Annotated in this window: 17 protein-coding genes; 8 read left to right on the top strand and 9 right to left on the bottom strand. The window is 70.8% G+C overall.

Annotation, left to right across the window (positions count from 1 at the left end; translation table 11 throughout):
- Positions 1-183: 183 nt before the first annotated feature.
- Entirely contained in the window at positions 184-678 is a 495-nt protein-coding gene (locus tag AB0958_RS35680; RefSeq protein WP_366894624.1) for an LURP-one-related family protein, read from the bottom strand.
- On the bottom strand, positions 675-1676 hold the full coding sequence (locus AB0958_RS35675) for a helix-turn-helix domain-containing protein (RefSeq protein ID WP_366894623.1): 1002 nt from the start codon (positions 1674-1676) through the stop codon (positions 675-677). The genes AB0958_RS35680 and AB0958_RS35675 overlap by 4 nt, the downstream gene beginning before the upstream one ends.
- A 53-nt stretch (positions 1677-1729) precedes the next feature.
- Here AB0958_RS35675 and AB0958_RS35670 point away from each other — a divergent pair, with 53 nt between their 5' ends.
- From AB0958_RS35670 to AB0958_RS35660, 3 genes are all read left to right on the top strand, one after another.
- Positions 1730-2122: a cupin domain-containing protein gene (locus AB0958_RS35670; RefSeq protein WP_366894622.1), complete on the top strand. Its 393-nt coding sequence runs from the start codon at positions 1730-1732 to the stop codon at positions 2120-2122.
- A gap of 145 nt (positions 2123-2267) precedes the next feature.
- Positions 2268-3128, top strand: a complete 861-nt coding sequence (locus AB0958_RS35665) for a calcium-binding protein (protein WP_366894621.1) — start codon at positions 2268-2270, stop codon at positions 3126-3128.
- A gap of 81 nt (positions 3129-3209) precedes the next feature.
- On the top strand, positions 3210-5021 hold the full coding sequence (locus AB0958_RS35660) for an NHL domain-containing thioredoxin family protein (protein WP_366894620.1): 1812 nt from the start codon (positions 3210-3212) through the stop codon (positions 5019-5021).
- A gap of 21 nt (positions 5022-5042) precedes the next feature.
- Here AB0958_RS35660 and AB0958_RS35655 read toward each other — a convergent pair whose 3' ends face one another.
- The 5 genes from AB0958_RS35655 to AB0958_RS35635 all read right to left on the bottom strand — a co-directional run bounded on the left by AB0958_RS35655 (position 5043) and on the right by AB0958_RS35635 (position 10064).
- Positions 5043-5201, bottom strand: coding sequence for a hypothetical protein (locus tag AB0958_RS35655; protein WP_294008171.1), 159 nt, complete (start codon positions 5199-5201; stop codon positions 5043-5045).
- 66 nt (positions 5202-5267) lie between these two features.
- The gene (locus AB0958_RS35650; protein ID WP_366894619.1) at positions 5268-6374 is read right to left on the bottom strand and encodes a glycosyltransferase family 2 protein; all 1107 of its coding nucleotides are present in this window, start codon (positions 6372-6374) and stop codon (positions 5268-5270) included.
- A gap of 165 nt (positions 6375-6539) precedes the next feature.
- Positions 6540-6788, bottom strand: a complete 249-nt coding sequence (locus tag AB0958_RS35645; protein ID WP_366894618.1) for a DUF6458 family protein — start codon at positions 6786-6788, stop codon at positions 6540-6542.
- Positions 6789-6865: 77 nt separating this feature from the next.
- Positions 6866-8152, bottom strand: coding sequence for a M18 family aminopeptidase (locus AB0958_RS35640; protein WP_366894617.1), 1287 nt, complete (start codon positions 8150-8152; stop codon positions 6866-6868).
- A gap of 85 nt (positions 8153-8237) precedes the next feature.
- Positions 8238-10064 carry an acyl-CoA dehydrogenase gene (locus AB0958_RS35635; protein ID WP_366894616.1) on the bottom strand — a complete coding sequence of 609 codons (1827 nt, stop codon included), beginning with the start codon at positions 10062-10064 and terminating at the stop codon, positions 8238-8240.
- Between the two features lie 176 nt (positions 10065-10240).
- Between AB0958_RS35635 and AB0958_RS35630 the strand changes: the two genes are divergently transcribed.
- The 4 genes from AB0958_RS35630 (at position 10241) to AB0958_RS35615 (ending at position 15181) form a co-directional block, all read left to right on the top strand.
- Positions 10241-10714, top strand: a complete 474-nt coding sequence (locus tag AB0958_RS35630; RefSeq protein ID WP_132888471.1) for an SseB family protein — start codon at positions 10241-10243, stop codon at positions 10712-10714.
- 205 nt (positions 10715-10919) lie between these two features.
- Complete coding sequence (locus tag AB0958_RS35625; protein WP_366894615.1) at positions 10920-12875, top strand: Ig-like domain repeat protein; 1956 nt, start codon at positions 10920-10922, stop codon at positions 12873-12875.
- 113 nt (positions 12876-12988) lie between these two features.
- A complete protein-coding gene (locus AB0958_RS35620) occupies positions 12989-13966 on the top strand; it encodes a pirin family protein (protein WP_366894614.1) in 978 nt (325 codons plus the stop codon).
- Between the two features lie 165 nt (positions 13967-14131).
- Complete coding sequence (locus AB0958_RS35615) at positions 14132-15181, top strand: AI-2E family transporter (RefSeq protein ID WP_366894613.1); 1050 nt, start codon at positions 14132-14134, stop codon at positions 15179-15181.
- Between the two features lie 44 nt (positions 15182-15225).
- On the opposite strand, the gene AB0958_RS35610 is transcribed toward AB0958_RS35615, so the two are convergent.
- A complete protein-coding gene (locus tag AB0958_RS35610) occupies positions 15226-17367 on the bottom strand; it encodes a SpoIIE family protein phosphatase (RefSeq protein WP_366894612.1) in 2142 nt (713 codons plus the stop codon).
- Between the two features lie 156 nt (positions 17368-17523).
- Here AB0958_RS35610 and aspS point away from each other — a divergent pair, with 156 nt between their 5' ends.
- Positions 17524-19287, top strand: coding sequence for an aspartate--tRNA ligase (gene aspS / locus AB0958_RS35605; protein WP_366894611.1), 1764 nt, complete (start codon positions 17524-17526; stop codon positions 19285-19287).
- A 352-nt stretch (positions 19288-19639) separates the two neighbouring features.
- Here the strand turns inward: aspS and AB0958_RS35600 are convergent, their stop codons facing one another.
- The gene (locus tag AB0958_RS35600; RefSeq protein WP_366894610.1) at positions 19640-22162 is read right to left on the bottom strand and encodes an FG-GAP-like repeat-containing protein; all 2523 of its coding nucleotides are present in this window, start codon (positions 22160-22162) and stop codon (positions 19640-19642) included.
- Positions 22163-22207 lie beyond the last annotated feature (45 nt).

The raw sequence follows: 22207 nt of genomic DNA, 5'->3' as shown, positions 1-22207 counted from the left end.
GCTGGGTGGGGCCGCCCCCCCACCCCGTTTCGGCCCCTTCTGTTGTATCCCCGCGGCGCCCCCCCGCCCGGCCCGCCACCCCGCACGCCGATCGCACGCACCGAACGCCGCTCCTTCTCCCACGGAGATCCATCAGAAGGGCCCTGGCCCTGCCTCTCCCGTCGCGCCCGTCCCGCCCGGCCGCTAGTCCTCGTCCCGCTCCTTGTCGGCCAGGTGGATCACGCACACCGCGACCGCGATCAGCAGCGCCGGGTCCGCGTCGTCCCGTACGACGTCGACGCCGTAGGTCTCCCGCACGTGCAGCCAGCGCCGGGAGATCACGGCGAGCAGCTCACCGTCGTACTCGACGGCGAACTCGCGGTCCAGGATCCGGCCGCTGACGTCCAGCTCGGTGCCCTCGGCCAGGCGCACCCGGTAGTGGTTGCGCAGCAGCGAGAGCCGCTTGCGCCTGATGGTGGCCAGCGGTTCGCCCTCGCGTTCGATCACCATCGTGTCGCGCAGCGCGAACATCTTCTGGTGGAAGTCGACGAGCACGCGTCCCTGCCGGTCCTTCAGCTCGAACGTGTCCCGCAGCCGCATGGCCTTGCCGTCGACGAGGAACACCTTGTCGCCGTGCTCGTCCTCGATCCAGTAGTCCTCGCCGAAGCCGAGGAGCCGGTCCCGCACCTGGAATCTCATGTCTGTACCCCTTCCCGGCCGACCGGCCCGAAACGCCGGCGGTAGTCCGACGGGCTGAGTCCGGTCTCGCGCCGCAGCCGGGCGCGCAGGTTGGCGGCGGTACCGAGACCGCTGCGCGCCGCCACCACCTCCAGCCGCTCCTCCCCGCGCTCGATGAGACGGCAGGCGAGAGCCACCCGTTCGCCGGTCAGCCAGGCCAGCGGAGTGGTGCCCAGCTGGGCGCGGAACCGGCGGTGCAGGGTGGCGGGGGAGACGGCCGCCCGCGCGGCGAGGTCCGCCACACCGAGGGGCTCGCCGAGCCGTTCCTGCGCCCAGGCGAGCAGCGGGCCGAGCGACTCGTCCGGCACGTCGGGCACCGGACGCTCCACGAACTGCCGCTGGCCGCCGTCGCGGTGCGAGGCGAACACCAGCCGCCGGGAGACCGCGTTGGCCATCTCGGCGCCGTGGTCCCGGCGCCAGATGTGCAGCCCCAGGTCGAGCGCGGCCGCGCTGCCGGAGGCGGTGAGCAGGTCGCCGTCGTCGACGAAGAGCACGTCGGGCCTGAGCAGCACCCGGGGGTGCAGGTCCCGGAAGGCGTCCGCCCAGCGCCAGTGCGTGGTGGCCGGCCGGCCGTCCAGCAGCCCGGCCTCGGCGAGCGCGAAGGTCCCGGTGCAGAAACTCACCACCCGGGCACCCCGCGCGTGCGCGCGCCGGACGGTGTCGAGGACGTCGGCACCGCGCGGTACGACGTTGTCGGGCCGTCCGGGGACGACCACCGTGTCCGCCTCGTCCACGGCCGCCAGCCCCGCCACCCCGCTGAGCGTGAAGAAACCGTGGTTCATGCGCACCTCGGGCGTGGGCGCGCAGAGCGTCACCTCGTAGGGCGGCACGGGCAGGCCCAGCTCGGGCCGCGGCAGCCCGAACAGTTCGGTGGCGACCCCCACCTCGAACGGATTGGTCCCCGAGTCGACGATCACGGCGACCCGGTGGGGCCGGGGCTGAGAGGATCCTTGCGGCATGTGCGATTTCTAGCACTCACGTGGGCGCCGGACCACGGCCCAGGATGATCGCCATGACCAGCGAACCCGTCTCCCTCGCCCACGCCCTCACGACCTTCGACGCCCTGTGGAGCCCGCGCATCGTCGCCGCCGTCAACGACTACGACGTCCGCGTAGCCAAGGTCGAGGGCGAGCACATCTGGCACGTCCACGACCACACCGACGAGTTCTTCCTGGTCCTGGAGGGCGAACTGCGCATAGCCCTGCGGGAACCGGCCGGCGAGCGCACGGTCGTCCTCCCGAAGGGCTCGGTCTTCACGGTCCCCCGCGGCACCGAGCACAAGCCGCACGCGCGCGTGCCCACCGAGATCCTGCTCCTCGAACCCACCGGAACCCTCACGGTGGGCGATCGGCACGACGAGGTCCCCGGGCACGTGGACGCGACGACCGGCCACGTCCTCACCTGACCGGGCCGTGGATTCCCCGGGTCCGATGGACGTCCGGGAGGTGAAGTCCCCGTGCGTGCGCGGAAGCCGCCCAACCAACGGGGTGGGCTCCGAGTCCGACAGTGCGTAGTCCGCGCATTCGCGCTCGGTCCTCTCGGAGGTCTCCATGCATGCTCGTCCCGTCCGCCGCCGGGTCGCACGCGCCGTCCCGGCGATGACGCTGGCTCTCGGTGCGGCCATGGCCGCGACACTCACCACGGCCGGTACCGCCGACGCCGCGACGGCACCGGCCACCGCCGCGGTCAACCCGTACGACTGGCAGCTCACCTACACGGCCGCCGCCGGTCAGGCCAACAAGGCCACGGTCACCGCGTCGCTCACCGCGGACCGCACGGGCATCGTCTATGTGATCGACGACGTCGTCCCGATCAGCGCGGGTCATGACTGCGCCTACGTCGACAGCGCGGACCACACCAAGGTTTCCTGCCGGGTCACCCTGGTGGACAGTCAGGACCCGTACGCCGCGCTGGTCGTGAGCCTGGGCGACCGGGACGACGTGCTCGCCTACAGGAACGCCACCGACCAGATCTACTTCTACGCCCAGATCTCACTCGGCACGGGCAACGACAAGGCCACCGACTCCGGTCGCCTCGACGGCGCCTACGTCTCCGGCGGCGCGGGCGACGACACCATCACCGTGGGCAAGGAGGGTCTCGCCTGGGGCGACGACGGGAACGACACGATCAACGCGAGCGGTGGCGACAACATCGTGCACGGCGGCAAGGGCGACGACGTGCTGCACGGCGGCAGCGGGGCCCAGTACCTGTCCGGCGACGACGGCCACGACACCGTCACCGGCGGAAGCGGCGCGGACACCCTGTACGGCGGCAAGGGCGACGACGTCCTGTACGGCGACAGCGGCAACGACACGCTGTACGGCAACAGCGGCGACGACAGGCTGTACGGCGGTCGCGGCCGCGACAGGCTCTCCGGCGGTCCCGGCCGGAACGTGGTGCACCAGGACTGAGTGGGGATGGCCGGGCTCCGGGGCGTCCGGGCGGTCGGCGGTGAGGAATAGCGCCACGCGCGCGTGTGGTTGGCTTGAACCATGGCGAAGCGCGTACGCGTCCGCGCCCCCGAGCTGATCGGCAAGGGCGGCTGGATCAACACAGGTGACAAGCAGCTCAGCCTCGCGGAGCTCCGCGGGCGCATCGTAATTGTCGATTTTTGGACATTTTGTTGCGTGAACTGCCTGCACGTCCTGGACGAGCTGCGGGAGCTGGAGGAGCAGCACCGGGACACCGTGGTGATCATCGGGGTGCACTCGCCCAAGTTCGTTCACGAGGCCGAGCACCAGGCGGTCGTCGACGCCGTGGAGCGGTACGGCGTCGAGCACCCGGTCCTCGACGACCCGGAGCTCGCCACCTGGAAGCAGTACGCCGTCCGGGCCTGGCCGACGCTGGTCGTGATCGACCCCGAGGGGTACGTCGTCGCCCAGCACGCCGGCGAGGGGCACGCGCACGCGATCGCGCGGCTGGTCGAGGAGCTGGAGGCGGAGCACGAGGCGAAGGGCACCCTGCGGCGCGGCGACGGCCCGTACGTGCCGCCGGAGCCCGAGCCGACCGCCCTGCGCTTCCCCGGCAAGGCCCTGCTGCTGCCCTCGGGGAACTTCCTGGTCAGCGACACCACCCGGCACCAGCTGGTGGAACTGGCCGAGGACGCGGAGACGGTCGTACGGCGGATCGGCTCCGGTGCGCGCGGTTTCACCGACGGCACGCCGGACACCGCCTCCTTCAGCGAGCCGCAGGGGCTGGCGCTCCTCGACGACGGCTCGGTGGTCGTCGCCGACACCGTGAACCACGCCCTGCGCCGCCTGGACCTCGGCAGCGGCGAGGTGACCACCCTCGCCGGCACCGGACGCCAGTGGTGGCAGGGTTCCCCGACCTCGGGGCCGGCCCGCGAGATCGACCTGTCCTCACCCTGGGACGTGGCCGTCTTCGGCGGCAGGGTGTGGATCGCCATGGCCGGCGTGCACCAGCTGTGGGCCTACGACCCGCAGGCGGGGACCGTGGCGGTCGCCGCGGGCACCACCAACGAAGGGCTGGTGGACGGCCCGGCCGCCGAGGCCTGGTTCGCCCAGCCGTCCGGCCTCGCGGCCACCGCGGACCGCCTGTGGCTCGCCGACTCCGAGACCAGCGCCCTGCGCTGGGTCGACCCGGACGGGCAGGTCCACACGGCCGTCGGCACCGGTCTCTTCGACTTCGGGCACCGCGACGGCGCCGCCGGGCAGGCCCTGTTCCAGCACCCGCTGGGGGTGACCGCGCTCCCCGACGGTTCCGTCGCCGTCGCCGACACCTACAACCACGCGCTGCGCCGCTACGACCCCGCGACCGGCGAGGTCACCACGCTGGCCACGGACCTGTGGGAGCCGAGCGACGCGGTGCTGGTCGGCGACGAGATCGTGGTGGTCGAGTCGGCCCGCCACCGGCTGACCCGGCTGCGGCTGCCCGAGGAGGCGGTCCGGGTGGAGTCGGTCGCCCACCGCACCCAGCGTGCGGCGACCGAGGTCGCGCCGGGCAGGCTCCGGCTGGACGTGGTCTTCCAGGCCCCGGCGGGTCAGAAGCTGGACACGCGGTACGGCCCGTCGACGCGCCTGCTGGTGTCGTCGACCCCGCCGGAGCTGCTGCTCGAGGGCGAGGGCGCCGACACCGACCTGTCGAGAGAGGTGGACCTGAACCCGGCGGTGCCGGAAGGCGTCCTGCACGTCTCGGCGATGGCCGCGAGCTGTGACGACGACCCGGCGAACGAATATCCCGCCTGCCATGTGCACCAGCAGGACTGGGGCGTACCGGTGCGGATCACGGAGGGTGGGGCGAGTCGGCTGCCTCTGGTCCTGGCCGGAATGGACCAGGACGCCTGAGACAGCGCAGCGCCCGCCGGGTCAGCGCCGGCGCGGGACCAGCTTGAACACCGCGACCCCGGCCGCCACCAGCGTCGTGGCCGCCACCACCATCGCCATGCTGTTGATCCACAGTCCGGTGGCGGCCAGGGTCGCCCCGCCCGCGCCCGCCGTGCCCGCGCCGATCACTCTGCCGTACATGTCGCTCTGCTCCTGTGAGGTGTGAGGTGTGAGGTGAGGTGTGGGGTTACGAGGAGTGAGGGAGTCTCACGTCGCCACCCACTTCTCCTCGCTGCGGCGGACCAGCCCCCACAGCGAGGAGAAGTAGACGGCGTGCTGGAAGAGGTCGTAGAGCATCTCCGGGACCATCAGCGCGGCGACCAGGACGGCCTTGGGCCCGGCCCGTCGCACGGAGACGGTCTTCTCGACCACGAAGATCAGGCCGATGGCCGTCCAGAACGGCGACAGGCCCGGCCAGCCGTACAGCGAGGTGTACGCGGCCATGTAGGTCAGGTAGATCAGGAAGGAGAGCGCGCCGAAACCCATCAGGAACTGCTGCATGAAGTAGCGGGCGGTGACCCGGGTCCAGCCGTAGTCGCGGAGGTTCTCCAGGGCGCCGCGCTGCCAGCGCAGCCGCTGGTGCCAGAGTTTCGGGAGGGTCGGCATGACCTCGGTGGTGACCGCGCAGCCCGCCGGGGACATGGCCCGGTAGCCGAGGGTCTTGACCGCCTTGGTCATCTCGTCGTCCTCGGTGAGCGAGGCGAGGCTGTAGTAGCCGGTGCCGCCGCCGAGTTCGCCGGCCCGGCGGGCCGCGCGGACCTCGCGCAGCACCCGGGCGCGGAACATCGTGCCGGTGCCGGTGAGGACCTGGGCCTTGCCGCCGGTGCGTTCCAGCTCCCAGGCGTAGCGGTGGAACTCCATGCGCTGGAGCAGGCCGAGGAAGCCGCCGCCGTCCTCGCCGTAGAAGACGCCGCCGACCGCGCCGACCTTGCGGTTGAAGGTGGCGAGCGCGGTCTCCACGAACCAGGGGTTGAGGACGGTGTCGGCGTCCTGGACGAGCAGGAGGTCCCGGTCGTCCATGTGCGGCAGCACCCAGGCGATGGCCTGGTTGAGGGCACCGGCCTTCTTGTGGGTGTTGCCCTCGGTGGGGAAGACATGGGCGCCGTGGGCGGTGGCGACGGCGGCGGTGCCGTCGGTGCAGTTGTCGGCGACGACCACGATCAGGTCGGGGCGCCGGGTCTGGTCCCAGAGGCCGTCGATCGCTGCGGAGATACGTTCCTGCTCGTTGTGGGCCGGGATCAGGACGGCGAGTCTCGGCCTCTCGCCCGGCTCCTCCGGAGCGGCGTGGGCGCGGCGCGCGGCGTGGCGGCGCACGGCTCGTACCCCCCGTCGTGAAAGCCGTGGTGGGGTCCGGAAGACGATATTCCGGACCCGTCGTGGTCCACAGTTTTCACGAAAAGCCCACAACTCTGGTAGTTGAACTCCGTAACGAATTGCTCACGGTTGTCTGTGATCGCCCTGTCGGTACGGACGTGTCCGTCAGACGCCGTATCCGTCGGTGTATCCGTCACGGTGATGGTGCCGTTCCTCCTCGACGACCGTCGAAGCCGGCGGCACCATGACCCGCCGACGGCGGGCGATGCTGCTGAACGTGGCGACGCCGATGATGCCGACGACCATCAGGATCAGGCCGACGACGTCGAGGTTGACGCCCTGCATGTGCCAGTCGGTCGCGAACGTGAGGATGGCCCCCACGGCGATGAGGATGATGCACCCGCCGAGACCCATGAGCGTTGCCTCCCCTTCAGGTTCGGTGGTGGTTCCGGTCCACACCGAGTACCCAGGAGCGGGCGGGACATGTGCAACTAGCCCTCCAAGAACGCGACCAGCGCGTTCGCCAGGAGGAACGGGTCGTCGGCGCCGCAGAGTTCGCGGGCGCTGTGCATCGACAGGATCGCCGCGCCGATGTCGACGGTCTGGATGCCGTGGCGGGCCGCGGTGATCGGGCCGATCGTGGTGCCGCACGGCATGGAGTTGTTGGAGACGAAGGTCTGGAAGGGGACGCCGGCCCGTTCGCAGGCGGCGGCGAAGACCGCGCGGCCCGTACCGTCCGTCGCGTAGCGGTTGTTGACGTTGACCTTGAGGATCGGGCCGCCGTTGACGCGGGGGTGGTGCGTCGGGTCGTGCCGCTCCGCGTAGTTGGGGTGGACGGCGTGACCGGTGTCGGAGGAGAGGCAGACGGCGCCCGCCAGGGCCCGCGCCCGGTCCTCGTACGACCCGCCGCGCGCCAGCACCGAGCGCTCCAGGACGGTGCCGAGCAGCGGCCCGTCCGCGCCGGTGTCCGACTGGGAGCCGGTCTCCTCGTGGTCGAAGGCGGCGAGCACGGGGACGTGGGGCAGTTCCGCGCCGCTCGTCGCCACGGCCGCGAGGGCCGCCGTACCGGCGTGCACGGAGAGCAGGTTGTCCATCCGGGGGCCGGCCAGCAGGTCCTCGGAGCGGCCCAGGTAGGCCGGCGGTTCGACGGCGTAGGTCATCAGGTCCCAGCCGGTGACCGAGCCGGGCGACAGGCCGGCCTCCTGCTCCAGGAAGGCGATGAGGTCGCCGTCGCGGACGTCGTCACCGAGGCCCCAGATCGGCTGGAGGTGGCGCTGCTTGTCCAGCTTGAGCCCGTCGCTGCTGACCGCCCGGTCCAGGTGGATGGCGAGCTGCGGCACCCGCAGCAGCGGCCGGTGCACGTCGACGAGGCGGGTGGAGCCGTCCCGCAGGCTGAGCCGGCCGGCCAGCCCCAGGTCCCGGTCGAGCCACGAGTTCATCAGCGGGCCGCCGTAGATCTCCACGGCGACCTGGCGGAAGCCGTGCCCGCCGGTGTCCGGGCGGGGCTTGACCCGCAGGTTCGGGGAGTCGGTGTGCGCGCCGACGATCCGGAACGGCGTGTGCGGCGCGGCGCCCTCGGGGACGTACCAGGCGATGAGCGCCCCGCCGCGCAGGACGTACCGGCCGCCGCTCGCCCCGTCCCACGCAGCCGTCTCGGCGACCTGCCGGAAACCGGCCTTCTCCAGCCGGTCGGCGGCGTTCGCCACCGCGTGGTACGGCGTCGGGCTGGCCGCGAGGAAGGACATCAGGTCGTCGGTGTGGCCGCGATCGAAACTCATGTGCTTCACCTTAACGACGTGCGGAGGCCCGCTCCCCTCAGGACATCTCAGGGGGAACGGGCCTCCGGGAAACGGACCGGGTGGATCAGAAAGCGGCCTCGTCCAGCTCCATCAGGTCGAGGTCGACGTCGGCCGCGATCTTGCGGGCCAGGGTGACGCCCGGCAGCACGTTGGCCGCGAAGAACTTCGCCGCCGCGATCTTGCCGGTGTAGAACGGCCTGTCCTTGGAGGACGCCGTCTCCAGCTTCTCGGCGGCGATCGCGGAGCCCTTGAGCAGCAGGTAGCCGACGATCACGTCACCGGAGGCGAGCAGCAGGCGGGAGGTGTTCAGGCCCACCTTGTAGATGTTCTTGACGTCCTGCTCGGTGGCCGCGAGGTCGGTCAGCATCAGGCCGACGATCGCCTCCAGCTCGACGGCTGCCTTCGCGAGGTGCTCGCGGGCGCCCGCCAGCTCCTCGCCGCCGGTGCCGAGCGCCAGGAACTTCTTGATGTCCTCGGCGAGCGAGTTCAGCGCCGCGCCCTGGTTGCGGACGATCTTCCGGAAGAAGAAGTCCTGGCCCTGGATGGCGGTGGTGCCCTCGTACAGGGTGTCGATCTTGGCGTCGCGGATGTACTGCTCGATCGGGTACTCCTGCAGGAAGCCGGAGCCGCCGAAGGTCTGGAGCGACTGGGCCAGCTGCTCGTAGCCCTTCTCGGAGCCGTAGCCCTTGACGATCGGCAGGAGCAGGTCGTTGAGCGCGTGCTCGGCCTTGGCGTCCTCGCCGTTCGCCTCCTTGACGGCGATGGCGTCCTGGATGGAGGCGGTGTAGAGGACGAGGGCGCGCATGCCCTCGGCGTACGCCTTCTGCGTGATCAGCGAGCGGCGGACGTCGGGGTGGTGGGTGATGGTGACCTTGGGCGCGGTCTTGTCCATGAAGTTCGCGAGGTCCGGACCCTGGACGCGCTCCTTGGCGTACTCGAGGGCGTTCAGGTAGCCGGTGGACAGCGTCGAGATGGCCTTCGTGCCGACCATCATGCGGGCGAACTCGATGATCCGGAACATCTGGCGGATGCCGTCGTGCCTGTCGCCGATCAGCCAGCCCTTGGCCGGGTGGCGGTCGCCGAAGGTCATCTCGCAGGTGTTGGAGGCCTTCAGGCCCATCTTGTGCTCGACGTTCGTGGCGTAGACGCCGTTGCGCTCGCCCAGCTCGCCGGTCTCGAAGTCGAAGAGGTACTTCGGGACGAGGAAGAGGGACAGGCCCTTGGTGCCGGGACCGGCGCCCTCGGGACGGGCCAGCACGTAGTGGAGGATGTTCTCCTCCATGTCGTGCTCACCGGAGGTGATGAAGCGCTTCACGCCCTCGATGTGCCAGGAGCCGTCCTCCTGCTGGACCGCCTTGGTACGGCCGGCGCCCACGTCCGAACCGGCGTCGGGCTCGGTGAGCACCATGGTCGAACCCCAGGTGCGGTCCACGGCGAGCTGCGCCCACTTCTTCTGCTCCTCGGTGCCCTCCTCGAAGAGGATGCGGGCGAACGCCGGGCCGGAGGAGTACATCCACACGGCCGGGTTCGCGCCGAGGACCAGCTCCGCGTACGCCCAGATCAGCGACGGGGGAGCGGTGGTGCCGCCGATCTCCTCGGGCAGGCCGAGGCGCCAGTACTCGGAGTCCATGAAGGCCTTGTAGCTCTTCTTGAAGGACGCCGGGACCGGGGCGGTGTTGGTCTCCGGGTCGAAGACCGGCGGGTTGCGGTCGGCGTCGGCGAAGGACTCCGCCAGCTCGTTCTCGGCGAGGCGGGTCAGCTCCTCCAGGACGCTCTTCGCGGTGTCGGTGTCCATCTCGCCGAACGGGCCGGTGCCGTACAGCTTGTCGCGACCGAGCACTTCGAAGAGGTTGAACTCGATGTCGCGGAGGTTGGACTTGTAGTGCCCCATGGTGACGGCTCCGTATCCGGATCGGCGAGGCACTGAATCCTCGCGCAAGCTTTCACATACCAACGAGTAGCTCCGATGATGCTACCCGCCGGTAATAAGACGCAACCCCCGACGGGTGAAGTGTGAGAAGGGTCTACCTTCTCGCGTGCACCGCGTGTCTCGGTAGGCTTGCGCGCATGTATGGATACGGCCAGCCCATGGACGGTGGGGCCGCTCAGCAGCAGTACGCCCAGCCCCAGCAGCAGATGCCGGGCGGCTACGGCCAGCAGGCGCCGCTCTACCCCGAGCCGTCCCCGCCGTCCCTCGCGGACGCGGTCCGTGCCTTCACCACCGGTCAGGTCACCGCCGAGGACTTCCAGCAGGTCTTCGCCACGTCCAAGGTGTACTGCCCGCGCGGCGACAACCCCGGGTTCCTCGCGCTGCACAACACCCAGCAGCCGGTGATCCCGATGTTCACCTCGCTGAAGGAGCTGCGCCGGTACGCGGGCAAGGAGTCCAAGTACTTCGTCATCACCGGCGCCGAGGTCATCGACCTGCTCCCGACCGGCTACGGCTTCGTCCTCGACATGGAGGGCGAGCACCGGATGGTCTTCGACGCCAAGGCGGTCGAGCAGATGGTGGAGTTCGCGATGCGGCGGATGTACGGGTGACGCCTCGCCGGCAGCGCCGCGAGGGGCGCTGCCGACAGCGCCTCTGAAAACTCACCTCATCTTTGTCACAGCCATGCCATAGGCTTCCCCTGGCAGCCGCGCCCCGTGCGTCACCGCTTTCACTGCGGTCGCGTCCGGGTGCCGCGCGGCGCTCTGATCCACCCGGTGAACCCGGGTTCTCTCTGGGGGTTCTATCACTGTGCGCATGCGCAGCACTTCGGTCGCGACGGCGCTCGCGGTCGTCTTCAGCTCGGCGGCGCTGAGCGTCGTGGCGGCGGGGACCGCCTCGGCGGCCGCCACCACCGTCACCACCATCGGCGGGTTCGTCGTGGACGGCGCCCTCCAGCGGGTGTTCGTCGGCGACGCGGCGAACGGCCGGATCGTCGCCTCCGACTACAACGGCACCCTCGTCGACTCGGCCACCGGCCTCGGCAGCGTCAGCGACCTGACGCTGTCGGACGACGGCGGCACCCTGTACGCGGCCCTGCCCAACACCCATCAGATCCTCGCCCTCGACCCGGCCACGCTGGACGTGCGGACGACGTACCGCATCCCGACCGACACCGGCCCCCGCCACCTGGCCTTCACCGGCGGCAAGGCGTGGTTCTCGTACGGCGACCAGTGGGACGGCGACATCGGTTCCGTCGACCCGTCGGTGGACCCGGCGGGCGGGACCGACCCGGTGGCGATGGCGCAGTTCCCGACCGAGGGCACCTCGGTCGGTGTCTGGGGTCAGGCGCTGCTGGACACCGACCCGAACCGGCCGGGCGTGCTGGCCGTCGGAGAGACCGGCATCTCCACCGACTCCATGGCCGTTGTCGACGTCTCCGGCGCCACCACCAAGGCCACCGCCTGGTACTCCGGCGACTACACCCTGAACAGCGGCATCGCGGACATCGACCTCGTCCCCGGCACCGACCAGGTGCTGGTCAACGGCACCGACCGGGACGCGTGGGCGGACGGCAAGTTCAGCAAGGCCGGCTCCTACCCGGGCGCGTGGAGCGCCGACATCGCGCCGAACGGGCTGGTGGCCCAGTTCAACGCCGGCAAGGTCGGCGTCTACCGGCCCGACGCCGCCAAGCCGCTGCGCACCTACACCCTCGGCACCTCGACCGACTACGCCACCGGCAACCTGCGCTGGGCGCCGGACTCCTCGCGGATCTTCGCGCTGACGTCGAACGGCACCTCCTACACGCTCAAGGTCCTGACCCAGCCGACGCTCAACGTGCCGGCGCTCACGGTCAACGCCCCGAGCTCGGCGCCCCGCGCCAAGAGACTCACCGTCACCGGCAAGCTCTCGGCGACGGTCCCGCTGCCCGCCGGCGTCAGGCTCTCCGTCACCCGCACCGACGTCGAGAGCCCCGGCGGCAAGGCGCTGGCCGCCGTCACCGTCAAGGCGGACGGCACCTACTCCTTCGCCGACACCCCGCCGGCCGGTGGCACGGTCACCTACAAGGTGACCTACGCGGGCGACGCCGGCCACACCGCGGCCACCGCGTCCGACAAGGTCTCGGTCTCCCGCGCGGGCACGAGCCTGAGCCTGAACAACAACGGCAAGCTGTACGACTACGGCGCCGACGTGAAGTTCACCGCGCACCTCGGGACGACGTACAAGAACCGCTCGGTCAGGATCTACGCGGACCCCTTCGGCAGCGACAAGGGCAAGAAGCTGATCAAGACCGGCACGGTGGACTCCCACGGGAACATCGCCGCCTGGGTGGACATGACCCGCGACACGGCCGTCTCCGCGGTCTTCGACGGGGACGGCCGCTACGCGCCGAAGACCGCGAAGGTCACCGCGTACGCGCGGGTCAAGATCTCCACGTCGCTCTCCAAGTACTACAAGACGGCGAAGATCGGTTCGACGTCGTACCGCTGGTTCCACAAGAACACCGGCCCGGTGTTCAACACGACCATGACCTACTACCCGGGCCGTGAGCACCGCCTGGACCTGGAGGTCTACTACCAGGGCCGGTGGTACTCGACGGACTCCGAGTACTTCAGGCTCGGCACGAACGGCAAGTCGTACGTGCAGTTCGACGCTCCCGGTGAGTCCGGCCTCCGGGCGCGGATGCGTTCGGTGTACGTCAACGGCTCGTCCGGCGACACCGTGAACTCCACGACCTACGGCGCGTGGAACTACCTCTACTTCAGCAACTGATCCACCGGACGGGGGACGACCGGGCCCGGAGGGAATGCCCTCCGGGCCTTCGTCGTTAGGGGTGGCAGAAAGTTCAACGCTCAACTAAACTGGGCGCACAAGGAGGAGCCAACATGCCTGCAGTGACTGTCGAGAACCCGCTCACCCTCCCTCGGGTGGCCGCACCGGCTGACGCCGTGGCCCGTCCCGTGCTCGCCGTCACGACCGCGCCGAGCGGTTACGAGGGTGAGGGCTTCCCGGTGCGCCGGGCGTTCGCCGGGATCAACTACCGCCACCTCGACCCGTTCATCATGATGGACCAGATGGGTGAGGTGGAGTACGCGCCGGGCGAGCCCAAGGGCACCCCCTGGCACCCGCACCGTGGCTTCGAGACCGTCACCTACATCATCGACGGCATCTTCGACCACCAGGACAGCCAGGGCGGTGGCGGCACCATCACCAACGGTGACACCCAGTGGATGACGGCCGGCTCCGGCCTCCTCCACATCGAGGCGCCGCCGGAGTCCCTCGTCGTGTCCGGCGGCCTCTTCCACGGCCTCCAGCTGTGGGTGAACCTCCCCGCCAAGGACAAGATGATGGCCCCGAGGTACCAGGACATCCGCGGCGGCAGCGTTCAGCTGCTGTCCACGCCCGACGGCGGCGCCCTGCTGCGCGTCATCGCCGGTGAGCTGGACGGGCACGCCGGTCCCGGCATCACGCACACGCCGATCACGATGATCCACGCGACGGTGGCGCCGGGCGCGGAGGTCACCCTGCCGTGGCGGGAGGACTTCAACGGGCTGGCGTACGTGCTGGCGGGCAAGGGTTCGGTCGGTGCCGAGCGCCGTCCGATCCACCTGGGTCAGACGGCCGTCTTCGGCGCCGGCGGTTCGCTGACCGTCCGCGCGGACGAGCGGCAGGACTCGCACACGCCGGACCTGGAGGTCGTCCTGCTCGGGGGGCAGCCGATCCGGGAGCCGATGGCTCACTACGGCCCGTTCGTCATGAACACCAGGGAAGAGCTTCAGCAGGCGTTCGAGGACTTCCAGAAGGGCCGCCTGGGGACGATCCCGGCCGTCCACGGCATGACGGAGAGCGGCCCGCAGGCCTGAGGGCCGGCGGTGGGCGAGTAGGAAGAAGGCGGTCCGAGGGGCCCGGCGTGTCGATCGCGTCGGGCCTCTCCTGCTGTCTTTCACCCGGGAGGCCCCTCCTGCTGTTTCACCCGGGAGGGGGTGCAGCGCAGGGCGTCGGGCGGGCTCGCGTGGTCCGCTGGACGGGTGTCCCTGTTGCCCGAGGCCGTGCGCCGGTTCGCCGCCTGGTGCGCGGTGATCCTGCTGGCCGCCGGTGTCGGTTACGTCGGCATCCGGCTCTGCTCGGAGTTCCGCACCGCGGTCACCCCCGTGCTGCTCGCCCTCCTCGGCACCGCGCTGCTCGGCCCCCTGTACCGGCGCCTGGTCCGGGTCGGCGTCCAGCGGTCCCTGGCCGCCGGGCTCACCTGTGTCGCGGTCGTCGCGGTCGTCGGCGGCGCCGTCTACATCGTCGTCGCCGCGCTCGTCGACACCGGCGACCAGATCATCGCCTCGCTGAAGTCCGCGGCGAGATCGCTCGCCCGGCACTTCGGGGCCGCCGGAACCTCGATCGGCGACCTGGCGGGCAACGCGAGGAAACTGCTCGGCGAGTTCGGCGGGACCGCCGCCTCCAACGTCATCAGCGGGGTCAGCCTGGTCGGCGAGAGCATCGCCCTGGCCGTACTGGCCCTGCTGCTCGTCTTCTTCTTCCTGCGCGACTCCGACCGGGTGGTCGGCACCGTCCGCGGGCTCGCGCCCGGCTCCAGCGCCGACATGGTGGAGGCCATGGCCCGCCGGGCCTACGAGGCCATCGAGGGGTTCATGCGGGGCACCACCCTCATCGCCCTCATCGACGCCGTCTGCATCACCGTCGGCCTGCTGATCCTGCGGGTACCGGGCGCCGTGGGCCTGGGCGCGCTCGTCTTCGTCGGCGCCTACATCCCCTACCTCGGCGCGTTCCTCTCCGGGGCGGTGGCGGTCCTGGTCGCCCTCGCCGACCGCGGCTTCGTGATCGCGCTGTGGGTCCTGGGGGTCGTGCTCGCCGTGCAGGTGCTGGAGGGGCACGTGCTCCAGCCGGCCATTCAGAGCAGGACCGTGCAGATGCACCCGGCGGTGGTCATGCTGGCCATCACGGCGGGCGCCTCCGTCGCCGGGATCCTCGGCATGCTGCTGGCGGTGCCCCTCACCGCGGCCGCCTTCGGCGTCGTCCACGAACTGCACGCCAGGTACGCCACCACCGCCGACCGGCCGTCGCCCTGACCTCGGCCCTGTCCCAGGCCCAGGCCCAGGCCCAGGCCCTGGCCCTATCCCAGGTCCTGGCCTTGGCCCAGGTCCTCGGACAGCTCGAACCAGATGGTCTTGCCCTCGCCGCGCGGGTCGACGCCCCAGGCGTCCGCCAGGAGTTCGGTGAGGAGCAGGCCGCGGCCCGATGAGGCGAGTTCGCCGGGGCGGCGCTTGTGCGGGAGGTCGTCCCCGCCGTCGGTCACCTCGACCCGCAGGCGCCGTCCGGGGGCCTGGCCGGAGACCTCGGCGAGCAGCAGCGCGTCCGCGTCGGTGTGCACCAGGACGTTGGTGAGCATCTCGGAGACCAGCAGGACCGCCGAGTCGACCTGGTCGGACGAGTCCCAGTCGTGCAGCAGCTCGCGCAGCTGCTGGCGGGCCTCGGCGATCCGCTCGGGCTCGTCCTGGGCCACCGACAGCAGGGTGCGGCGGGTTCGCGGCCGTACCGCGAGGGGGTCGGCGCCGGTGCGGGACAGCAGCAGGACCGCGATGTCGTCCTCGCGGCGGTCGGCCAGCGGTCCGGTGGTGTGGTGCGAGGACGGCCCGTGCACGGCCTGGACCAGGGCGTCGGCCAGCTTCTCCAGGTCGCCGTCGTCCTCCTCCAGGATCGTCCGGATCCGCTGCCAGCCGCTCTCGATGTCGTGGCCGCCGGTCTCGATCAGCCCGTCGGTGCAGATCATCATGGTCTCGCCGGGTTCGAGGGTGAACCGCGTCGTCGGGTAGTCGGCGTCCGGGTCGATTCCGAGGGGCAGCCCGCCCGCCGTGGGCCGCCGCAGCACCGTGCCGTCGGCCATCCGGATCGTCGGGTCGAGATGCCCCGCGCGGGCGATCTCCAGCACGCCGGTCGCCGGGTCCGCCTCGACGTACAGGCAGGTCGCGAAGCGCGGGTCGGCCAGTTCCTCGTCGGAGGTGATCCCGTGCAGGAAGCGGGAGGCCCGGGAGAGCACCGCGTCCGGACGGTGCCCCTCGGAGGCGTAGGCGCGCAGCGCGATCCGAAGCTGTCCCATCAGGCCCGCCGCACGGACGTCGTGCCCCTGGACGTCGCCGATGACCAGGGCGTACCGGCCGCCATGGCCGGACCTGGCACGGGAGGTGCCGCCGGGCAGCGGGATGATGTCGTACCAGTCGCCGCCGACCTGGAGCCCGCCGCCGGTCGGTATGTAGCGGGCCGCCGCGTCCATGCCGGGCATCTCGGGGCCCAGCGTCGGCAGCATGGAGCGCTGGAGGCCGTCCGTCAGCTCCCGCTCGGAGTCGGCGATCCCGGCCCGGGACAGGGCCTGCGCCAGCATCCGGGCCACCGTGGTGAGCACGGAACGTTCGTCGGGGGTGAACGACACCGGGTAGGCGAACCCCGCCATCCAGGCGCCCAGGGTCCGCCCCGCCACCGTCAGCGGCAGGAAGGCCCAGGACTTGCGGCCGAAGCGCTCGGCGAGCGGCCAGGTCACGGGGTAGCGGGACTTGTACTGCTCCGGGGAGGAGAGATAGACGGCCCGGCCGGTCCGCACCACCTCCGCCGCCGGGTAGTCGGTCTCCAGCGGCATGCTGCTGAAGGGGCTGTCCTCGTCGATCTGCTGGCCGTGGTGGCCGATCATGGTGAGCCGGTCGCCCTTGGCGCCGAAGACGGCCAGCCCGTCCGGGGAGAACCCGGGCATGGACAGGCCCCCCGCCACCCGCAGCACCTCCTCGGTGGACCGCGCCTCCGCCAGCGCGCGGCCCGCGTCCAGCAGGAAGGCCTCCCGGGAGCGCCGCCAGTCCCCGGTGACCGGATGCCGCGCGGCGCTGCCGGGGGCCGGTTCGGTGACCTCCTGGAGGGTGCCGGTCACCCGGTAGACGCGTGCGTCGGAGTCGTACTCCGGTCGAAAACGGCTGCGTACGGTCCGTATCAGCCGGCCCCGCTCGTCCATGACCCGCAGCCGGACCTCCGCGAGGGTGCCCTCGATGGCCGCCAGCCGGGTGATGCTGGTGTTCTCGTTCCAGTCGACGGGGTGGAAGCGCGACCGGACCAGCGCCTCGGACAGCACGGAGGCCTCGGCGGGCAGCCCGATCAGCCGTGCTGTCTCCGCATCCGTGGTGACCAGCCCGGTGGCGGTGTCCCAGTGCCACAGCCCGGTCGCGAGGGCGGCGAGGACGTCCTCCACGGCGGGCAGGGGCTCGCCAGTTCGCATTGCCCCACTTTAAGAAGAGCCGATCGGAAAACGCTACCGATCAACGACTTCTTATCGGGGGGAGTGGGCCTTGGGGCGCCCGGTACGCTGGGGGTGTTTCACGTGAAACGTCAGGCTGGCAACACACCCCGATCCGCGAAGGCTGGATGAACCACGATGCATCGGTACAGGTCCCACACCTGCGGCGAGCTCCGCTCCTCTGACGTCGGCACCGACGTCCGGCTGAGTGGCTGGCTGCACAATCGGCGCGACCTGGGCGGCATCCTCTTCATCGATCTGCGCGATCACTACGGCATCACCCAGCTCGTGGCCCGTCCGGGGACGCCCGCCTACGAGGCCCTGGACAAGCTCAGCAAGGAGTCGACCGTACGGGTCGACGGCAAGGTCGTCTCCCGCGGCGCCGAGAACATCAACGCCGACCTGCCCACCGGCGAGGTCGAGGTCGAGGTCGGCGAGGTCGAGCTGCTCGGCGCGGCCGCCCCGCTGCCGTTCACGATCAACACCGAGGACGGGGTCAACGAGGAGCGGCGCCTGGAGTACCGCTTCCTGGACCTGCGCCGCGAGCGCATGCACCGCAACATCATGCTGCGCACGGCCGTGATCTCGGCCATCCGCCACAAGATGGTCGCCCTCGGCTTCAACGAGATGGCCACCCCGATCCTCACCGCGACCTCCCCCGAGGGCGCCCGTGACTTCGTGGTGCCGTCCCGTCTGAACCCGGGCAAGTTCTACGCGCTGCCGCAGGCCCCGCAGCAGTTCAAGCAGCTGCTGATGATCTCCGGCTTCGACCGCTACTTCCAGATCGCGCCCTGCTTCCGCGACGAGGACGCCCGCGCCGACCGTTCGCCGGGCGAGTTCTACCAGCTCGACGTCGAGATGAGCTTCGTGGAGCAGGAGGACGTCTTCCAGCCCATCGAGCGGCTGATGACCGAGCTGTTCACGGAGTTCGGCGGCGGCCGTGAGGTCACCTCGCCGTTCCCGCGGATCCCGTTCCGCGAGTCGATGCTGAAGTACGGCTCCGACAAGCCGGACCTGCGGGCCCGGCTCGAGCTGGTCGACATCACCGACATCTTCGAGGGCTCCGAGTTCAAGGCCTTCGCCGGCAAGCACGTGCGGGCCCTTCCGGTACCGGACGTCTCCGCGCAGCCCCGCAAGTTCTTCGACCAGCTCGGTGACTTCGCCGTCTCGCAGGGCGCCAAGGGCCTGGCCTGGGTGCGCGTCGCCGAGGACGGTTCGCTGTCCGGTCCGATCGCCAAGTTCCTCACCGAGGAGAACGTGGCCGAGCTGACCAAGCGGCTCCAGCTGGCCGCCGGTCACGCCGTGTTCTTCGGCGCGGGCGAGTTCGACGAGGTCTCCAAGATCATGGGCGCGGTGCGCGTCGAGGCCGCCCGGCGCGCCGGGCACTTCGAGGAGAACGTCTTCCGGTTCTGCTGGATCGTCGACTTCCCGATGTTCGAGAAGGACGAGGAGACCGGGAAGATCGACTTCTCGCACAACCCGTTCTCGATGCCCCAGGGCGGCATGGAGGCCCTGGAGACCCAGGACCCGCTGGACATCCTGGCCTGGCAGTACGACATCGTCTGCAACGGCGTGGAGCTGTCGTCCGGCGCCATCCGTAACCACGAGCCGGACATCATGCTCAAGGCCTTCGGCATCGCGGGCTACGAGGCGGAGACCGTCGAGCGCGAGTTCGCCGGCATGCTGCGCGCGCTGCGCTTCGGTGCCCCGCCGCACGGTGGCATCGCCCCGGGCGTGGACCGCATCGTGATGCTCCTCGCCGACGAGCCCAACATCCGCGAGACCATCGCCTTCCCGCTCAACGGCAACGCCCAGGACCTGATGATGGGCGCGCCGACCGAGCTGGAGGAGGCCCGCCTGCGCGAGCTGCACCTGTCGATCCGCAAGCCGCAGCCGAAGTAACCCCAGGAACACCCCGGTCGTCACGAAGGGCTCGAAACCGGCGTCGGTTTCGAGCCCTTCGTGCTGTGCACCTCGATTCACAGCTCTCTCCGATGTTCCTGCCAGGCCGCTCCCGCCTACGGTCGCTGGCCATGACAGACACGCAATCACCGGAAGACAGAACCGGATTGGCCCGTCGCGCGGTGCTGGCGGCCGGGGGCGCGGCCGTGACGCCACCACATCGCTCGCGGCGTCCGCGGCCGTCTGACCCTCGCCGTCGAACCGGACGAGACGAACAACGGCTGACCTGATGGGTGTGGGCCCCGGACGGTCCTTGTCCGGGGCCCACACCCATGGTCCGTGCAGGGACTGGTCAGGAAAGGGACTTGTATCCGCCCCAGCCGCCAGCGATCTTCACCCGCGCCCCGAACGACCCCTTGCCGTCTCCGCTATTGCGGTAGACGTTGCCGGAGGTGTCGCGGGAGACCAGGTCGGGCCGCCCGTCCCCGGTGATGTCGCCCACGCCGACCACGGCGTCGTACGAGCCGCCCCAGGCACCGAGCAGCTTCACCCGCGCTTTGAAGGTGCCCTTGCCCGTCCCGCTGTAGCGGTACAGGTTGTCGGACTTGTCCTGGGCGATCAGGTCGCCGATGCCGTCACCGTCGAGGTCGCCGACGCCGACGATCTTCTTGTACGACTTCCAGTTGTCGTACAGCTTCACCCGGGCGGTCAGCCTGCCGGAACTGGTCCCCTTGTAGAGGTAGACGGCCCCGGTGGTGGAATTGCGGGCGATCAGGTCCGGTCGTCCGTCACCGCTGATGTCTCCGGGCGAGGTCAGCACGTCGTACTGGTTCCAGCCGCTGCTGCCGAGGGTCGTGAACGACGTCGTCGGGGTGAGCGCTGTGCCGCAGGCCGGCTTGTACAGTCTCAGGGCCCCGCTGCTCGGTCGCACCAGCACGTCGTCGCAGCGGTCGCCGCTGAGGTCGCCGTAGGGCACGAACCTGGTCGACGTGGCCCAGCCGGTGCCGGTGACCTTGCCGGAGAACGTCCCCGTTCGAGTACCCAGTTGGTACGTCAGGGCGCCCGAGGAACTGAGGGTGAGCAGGTCACCGGCCCCGTCCGGGGTGCCCGAGGGACCGCCGAAGTCCCGGGCGACGGCGGCGCCGCCGGTCACGGTGACCGTCCCGGTGGCCAGCTTCACGGCCGCGGCCGCGCCCTGCTGGGTGGCGCTCAGCGTCCAGGTCAGGGGACCGTTGGGGGCGTAACCCCCGGACGCTGTACGGCCGTTCCAGCTCGCCGCGATGCTCAGACCGTCGGTCGAGCCGGTGAGCGTACGGACGGTCCTGCCGGCCGTGTCGGTGAGCGTCACCGTCCAGGACGAGGTGGGTCGGCTGAGCGTCCAGGTGGGTGCCCAGGCCCTGCTCGCGGCGGTGGTGCCTTGGAGCGAGGTGGCCGTAGGCACGGTGGATCCGCTGACCGCGAGGGCGGGCCAGGCGGTACGACTGCCGAACAACTGCGCGTTGCCGGTCGAATCGCCGGACCAGACGGCCGTCGCACCACCGTCCTTGCCGACGCTGATCCGGCCGAGGACGTAGTCGGCCGACGAGCCCGGCAGCGACGTGGGAGCGGTCCATGCACCGTTGCTGCGCACGGCCTCCACCAGGCCCCGCTTGTTGCCTGTGACCTCCTGCGGCCACAGGGCGTGCACGGTACCGTCGTCGGCGATGACGGCGTCCCATGCCTCAGGGACGTACGAGGTGGACAGTGTCTGCACGGCCGACCAGGTGCCGGTGGCGGCGTCACGGGTCGCGGTGCGGGTGCTGAACGTCGTTGTCTGGTTGACCCAGTCGACCCAGACCAGGGTGACGTCGCCGTCCGGGGCGATCAGTGGTTCCGGGGTCTCGGCGAGGTTCTCGGTGGCGGTCACCGTTTCGGGCGCCGACCACGTCCCGTCCCCGCCGCGGGTGGCGGTGCGGATGGTCTGGTCCTCGGACGCGTCGGAGGCATCGAAGGCGATCGTCGCTGTGCCGTCGTCGGCGGCGGTGATTTCTGGCGGGCTGATGGCCTGATAGGCGGGGCTCGCGGCGGCCGGGGCGGTCCAGCCGGTGGCGCCGGGCGCGCGGGAGACGGTCCGGACCGAGACGGACGGGCCGTGAGTCTGCATGTAGACGACGACGGTGGTGCCGTCGGAGGTGACAGCGACGCTCGGCCAGTCCGCCCCGTCGGCACCGTCGGTGACGGTGTCGCTGAGTTGCGCGGGCGCCGACCAGGTGCCGTCGGCACCCCGGGTGGCGCCGTACACCTCCCATGGCGCTCTGGACCCCGGCCTGGCGCCCCAGACGGCGGTGAGCGTGCCGTCGGGGCCCTCGGCGAGGTCGATGCCACCGTCGCCCCAGCCGGCGTCGGTGCCGACCAGGTCGACGGGGGCGGACCAGCCGGAGTGGTCGGCGCCGAGCACGGAGCTGACGATCCGGGTGTCGAAGGGCCCGGACCCTGGCGCGGTCTCGTCCGGATACTCCACCCAGAGCGCGGTGACCGTGCCGTCGGCGGACGCGTGCAGCTTGATGTGGCCGGCTTCCTCCGGTGTGGTGGCGAGCAGTGCCGGGGTGTCCCAGGTGTCGCTGCCGGCGGGCCTGACGGCGGCGTACAGCTTGCGTTCGGCGGACCCCGCGGGCGCGAACTGGTTCCAGATCGCGACGGCGGTCCCGTCCGGGGTGGTCACGAGGTCCTTCACCGAGGTGGAGACGTCGGTGCCGGTGATGGCGGTGGCCGAGGTCCACGGCACGACCGGGGCCGCCACGGCCGTCGTAGGAAACATGGCGCCACTGGTCAGGACCAGTGCCACCGAAGAGATCGCGACCGCCAGCCGGCGGCGCGGCGGGGCGTAGCTGCCCACGTGAGAGTCCCTCCCTGCGAGGGTCCCCTGCCCTCGCACAAGTGG

Origin of the sequence: Streptomyces sp. NPDC006655 (assembly GCF_040703965.1) — a bacterium.
GTDB lineage: Bacteria > Actinomycetota > Actinomycetes > Streptomycetales > Streptomycetaceae > Streptomyces.
Note: the sequence above shows the minus strand (reverse complement) of the source record. Positions and strands in the feature narration are given on the sequence as shown.

Bases quoted from the DNA above. Each gene is read 5' to 3' on its own strand.
- AB0958_RS35610 (WP_366894612.1), bottom strand. From the start codon at position 17,367: ATGCGAACTGGCGAGCCCCTGCCCGCCGTGGAGGACGTCCTCGCCGCC.
- AB0958_RS35620 (WP_366894614.1), top strand. From the start codon at position 12,989: ATGCCTGCAGTGACTGTCGAGAACCCGCTCACCCTCCCTCGGGTGGCC.
- AB0958_RS35675 (WP_366894623.1), bottom strand. From the start codon at position 1,676: ATGCCGCAAGGATCCTCTCAGCCCCGGCCCCACCGGGTCGCCGTGATC.
- aspS (WP_366894611.1), top strand. From the start codon at position 17,524: ATGCATCGGTACAGGTCCCACACCTGCGGCGAGCTCCGCTCCTCTGAC.
- AB0958_RS35665 (WP_366894621.1), top strand. From the start codon at position 2,268: ATGCATGCTCGTCCCGTCCGCCGCCGGGTCGCACGCGCCGTCCCGGCG.
- AB0958_RS35680 (WP_366894624.1), bottom strand. From the start codon at position 678: ATGAGATTCCAGGTGCGGGACCGGCTCCTCGGCTTCGGCGAGGACTAC.
- AB0958_RS35670 (WP_366894622.1), top strand. From the start codon at position 1,730: ATGACCAGCGAACCCGTCTCCCTCGCCCACGCCCTCACGACCTTCGAC.
- AB0958_RS35635 (WP_366894616.1), bottom strand. From the start codon at position 10,064: ATGGGGCACTACAAGTCCAACCTCCGCGACATCGAGTTCAACCTCTTC.
- AB0958_RS35655 (WP_294008171.1), bottom strand. From the start codon at position 5,201: ATGTACGGCAGAGTGATCGGCGCGGGCACGGCGGGCGCGGGCGGGGCG.
- AB0958_RS35630 (WP_132888471.1), top strand. From the start codon at position 10,241: ATGTATGGATACGGCCAGCCCATGGACGGTGGGGCCGCTCAGCAGCAG.
- AB0958_RS35625 (WP_366894615.1), top strand. From the start codon at position 10,920: ATGCGCAGCACTTCGGTCGCGACGGCGCTCGCGGTCGTCTTCAGCTCG.
- AB0958_RS35640 (WP_366894617.1), bottom strand. From the start codon at position 8,152: ATGAGTTTCGATCGCGGCCACACCGACGACCTGATGTCCTTCCTCGCG.
- AB0958_RS35645 (WP_366894618.1), bottom strand. From the start codon at position 6,788: ATGGGTCTCGGCGGGTGCATCATCCTCATCGCCGTGGGGGCCATCCTC.
- AB0958_RS35660 (WP_366894620.1), top strand. From the start codon at position 3,210: ATGGCGAAGCGCGTACGCGTCCGCGCCCCCGAGCTGATCGGCAAGGGC.